Origin of the sequence: Microbacterium sp. UBA3394 (assembly GCF_002358725.1) — a bacterium.
Classification (GTDB): Bacteria; Actinomycetota; Actinomycetes; order Actinomycetales; family Microbacteriaceae; genus Microbacterium; species Microbacterium luteum.
Genome location: NZ_DEPK01000142.1, coordinates 1 through 3,781, shown reverse-complemented (window position 1 = coordinate 3,781; position 3,781 = coordinate 1). Strand labels below are relative to the sequence as shown.

Genomic DNA, 3,781 nt, shown 5'->3' with positions numbered 1-3,781 from the left:
CCGCGGCCGATGTTGCCGGCGCCGAAGTGGACGGCCTTCATGACCCGGTCGCCTCGCTCACCACGGCGTAGATCTCCTCCGGGGTCTGCAGGGTCTTCAGGCCCGCGACGTCGTCCTCCTCGGAGAAGAGGATGGCGATCTGCGACAGGATCTCCAGGTGCTCGTCGCCCTTGCCGGCGATGCCGATGACGAACGTGACCTGCTCGCCGTCCCAGTCGACGCCGCCGTCGTAGCGCACCACCGACAGCGCGGATTCGAGGATCGTGTCCTTCGTCTCGTTCGTGCCGTGGGGGATCGCGAGCTCGTTGCCCATGAAGGTCGACACCGTCTGCTCGCGCTGCTGCATCGCGTCGTAGTAGTCCGCGGTGACGGCGCCGGCCGCCTGCAGGATGTCGGCCGCCTCCTTCATCGCCTCGTCGCGCGTCGCGCTTCCGGAGTGGATGCGCACCTGGCCCAGGCTCAGGACGTCACGTGCCATGGTGGCCCGCCTTTCGTTCATGTCGGATGCTTGCCGCATCCACTGTTGCATCTGTGTGCGTCCTCGACCAGGGCCGAGGAAAGGCTGCGGGGCCGGGGGCGTCGCGCCGGCCCGGCCCCGCAGCGGTCGCTCAGGACTTCTTCTCGTGCTGGTCCTGAACCAGCTCGACGACCTCGTCGTATCGCGGCGAGTTCATGAAGTTGTCCACGGAGACGTGAACCGCGTCGGGCGTCTGGTGACGCGCACGGTCGGTGAGCTGGTTCTGCGTGATGACCAGGTCGGCGCTGGGGTCGAGGGCGGCGATGGCCTTGTTGGTCACCGTGACCCCCTCGACGCCGGCCTTCTTGATCTTGTTGCGCAGCACGCTCGCACCCATCGCCGACGAGCCCATGCCCGCGTCGCACGCGAACACGATGTTGTTGATCTGGCGCTCGGTCACGGTGGCGGCACCGCCGTCGCCGTCGGCTTGGGTGGCAGCTCCGCCGCGCAGGTTGCGCAGCGCATCCGAGCTCTTGCCCTTGGCCGCCTCGGTCTGAGTGATCGCAGCGCCGAACGCGTCGTCGGTCGAGGCCATCGCGGCGAGGTCGCGCTTGCGTGAGGCCCGCAGGATCACCGCGGCGATGAGGAAGGTCACCGCGGCCGACAGCACGACGGACAGGATCACCGCGAAGTACGCGCCGGTGGCCGTCTGCAGCAGCACCGCGATGATGCTGCCGGGGGCTGCCGGGGCGCGCAGGGCGCCGCCGAGGAGCATGTTCGTCGTTACTCCTGTCATGCCACCGGCGATCAGCGCGACGATCAGCACCGGCTTCATCAGCGCGTACGGGAAGTACACCTCGTGGATGCCGCCGAAGAACTGGATGATCGCCGCACCGGGGGCCGACGCACGCGCCGCACCGAGTCCGAAGAACGTGAACGCCAGCAGCAGACCGAGGCCGGGGCCGGGGTTGGCCTCGAGCAGGAACAGGATCGACGACCCGGTCTCGGATGCCTCCGTGACGCCCAGCGGCGTGAGCACGCCGTGGTTGATGGCGTTGTTCAGGAAGAACACCTTCGCCGGTTCGATGATGATGCTCGTCAGCGGCAGCAGGTTCATGTCGACCAGCCAGCTCACCGCGTTACCCAGTGCCTGCATGAGCCCGTTGACCAGCCAGGCGATCGGGTAGAACCCGACGACGGCCATCACGAAGCCCCAGATGCCGGCGGAGAACATGTTCACGAGCATCTCGAAGCCGGCGCGGATCTTGCCGTCCCACAGGCTGTCGAGCCACTTCATCGTCACCGCGGCGAGCGGGCCGAGGATCATGGCGCCGATGAACATGTGCACCTGGCCGAGCTGGCTCTCGCCCTCGGGCAGTGTCGCGTTGAAGTTGGCCACGAGAAGGTCGGAGCCGGCGATCGCGCCCATCGTCGCTATGACGCCCACGACACCGCCGCGCACGTTGTAGACCATCGAGCCGCCCGTGTAGGCGATCAGCAGCGGGAGGGCGTAGTGGATGAACGGACCGACGATGGTCGCGAGGTCGGCGTTCGGGGTCCAGCCGACCTCGATGAAGAACGCCGTGAAGATGCCCCACGCGATCAGCGCAGGGATGTTCGGCATGATCATGCCGGACAGGAACGTGCCGAAGCGCTGTACTCCGACGCGCGCCTTGCTGCCCGCCGTCGCGGGCGATGACGCCGTTGTCATGACTGTGTCTCCTTCTCTCGGTCCGCCGCGGTCTGCGCGGCGGTTCGTGCCGAGGCCGCGTCATCGGCGGCCAGGGCGGCTTCGGCGATGCGCACCGCATCGTCCAGGGTGTGCTTGAGCAGGGTCGCTCGAACGTCGGCAAGGGCTGTGGGCGCCATCGACAGGCTCGTCGCGCCGAGGCCCACGAGGACGACGGCCAGGAGCGGGTCCGCCGCCGCCTCGCCGCAGATGCCGACGGGCTTGCGGTTGGCCTTCCCCGCCATGCCGACCTCGCGCACGAGGCGCAGGACGGCGGGGTGCCAGGGGTCCTGATACGAGGCGACCGAGCCGAGCAGGCGGTCGGCGGCCATCGTGTACTGCGTCAGGTCGTTGGTGCCGATCGAGGCGAAGTCGGCGTGGCGCAGCACGCGGTCTGCGAGCAGCGCCGACGAGGGCACCTCCACCATCACGCCGGCGGTCTTGATGTCGTACTCGCGGGCGAGGGTGACGAAGTACTCCGTCTCCTCGACGGTCGCCACCATCGGGGCCATGACCCACAGGTCGGCGGGCCCCTCGGGGGTGCGCCGGGTCGACTCGTGGGCTTCGGAGAGAGCCGTGAGCTGCTCGCGCAGGATGTCCTCGCTCTGGCGCAGCGCGCGGAGTCCCCGCAGGCCCAGGGCGGGGTTGTCCTCGTGAGCGTCGTTGAGGAACGGCAGCGGCTTGTCGGCGCCGGCGTCGAGCATGCGCACGACGACCTTCTTGCCGGGGAAGGCCTTCAACAGCTCCGTGTACGACGCGCGCTGCTGCTCCACGGTCGGCGCTTGGCTGGCGCTGAGGAAGAGGAACTCGGTGCGGAACAGGCCCACGCCCTCGGCGCCGAGCTCCACGGCTTCGGCCGCGGCGGCCGGGCTGCCGAGGTTCGCCAGCAGCGGCACCGCGGTGCCGTCGGCGAGAGCGCCGGGGGTCAGCGGCGCGTTCGCGGCCTCTGCCCGCGCTCTGGCGCGGGTGGCAGCGCGGTCGAGCTCGTCCGTGGTCGGCTCGGTGGTCACCACGCCGGAGGCGGCATCCACGATCACCGTCTCGCCGTCGGTGAGATTCTTCGCACCGGATGCGCCCACGATCGCGACGATCGACTTCTCGCGGGCGAGGATCGCCGTGTGCGAGGTCGGTCCGCCTTCGGTGGTCACGAGGGCGAGCACCTTGTCGAGGTCGAGCAGAGCAGTGTCGGCGGGGGCGAGGTCCTTCGCGACCAGCACGAAGGGGTGGCCCGGATCCGGAACGCCCGGCGCGGGCTCGCCGCGCAGCTGCGCGATGACGCGCTGGGCGACGTCGTCGAGGTCGGCCGCGCGCTCGCCGAGGTAGCCGCCGAGGGCGGTGAGCTGCTGCCGGAACGACGCGAACGCATCGTGCACCGCCCACTCGGCGGTCTTGCCCTGGGCGAGCCGCGTGTCGATCTCTTCTTCGAGGGTCGGGTCCTCGGCCATCATGGCCTGGGCTTCGAGCACCTCCTGAGCGGCGCCGCCGGCCTGCGTCCCGCGGGCCTCGAGCTCTCGGGCGACCGCGCCGACGGCCTCCCGGGCCCGGGAGGTCTCCTCTTCGGGGCTGAGGGCGCTGGGCGCATCGTCGGGGGCGGG

3 protein-coding genes are annotated in these 3,781 nt (G+C 70.0%); all 3 read right to left on the bottom strand.

The window, feature by feature from the left end; genetic code table 11:
* Positions 1-37: 37 nt before the first annotated feature.
* Entirely contained in the window at positions 38-478 is a 441-nt protein-coding gene (locus B4E30_RS08450) for a PTS sugar transporter subunit IIA (RefSeq protein WP_194383554.1), read from the bottom strand.
* A gap of 130 nt (positions 479-608) precedes the next feature.
* Positions 609-2,168 carry a PTS mannitol transporter subunit IICB gene (locus B4E30_RS08445; protein ID WP_286794712.1) on the bottom strand — a complete coding sequence of 520 codons (1,560 nt, stop codon included), beginning with the start codon at positions 2,166-2,168 and terminating at the stop codon, positions 609-611.
* A partial coding sequence (gene ptsP, locus B4E30_RS08440) for a phosphoenolpyruvate--protein phosphotransferase (RefSeq protein ID WP_286794709.1) occupies positions 2,165-3,781 on the bottom strand: 1,617 nt, incomplete at its 5' end. The genes B4E30_RS08445 and ptsP, both read right to left, overlap by 4 nt.

What these genes read in the sequence shown, in the direction of transcription:
- B4E30_RS08450 (WP_194383554.1), bottom strand. Translation starts at nt 478, where the DNA reads ATGGCACGTGACGTCCTGAGCCTGGGCCAGGTGCGCATCCACTCCGGA.
- B4E30_RS08445 (WP_286794712.1), bottom strand. Translation starts at nt 2,168, where the DNA reads ATGACAACGGCGTCATCGCCCGCGACGGCGGGCAGCAAGGCGCGCGTC.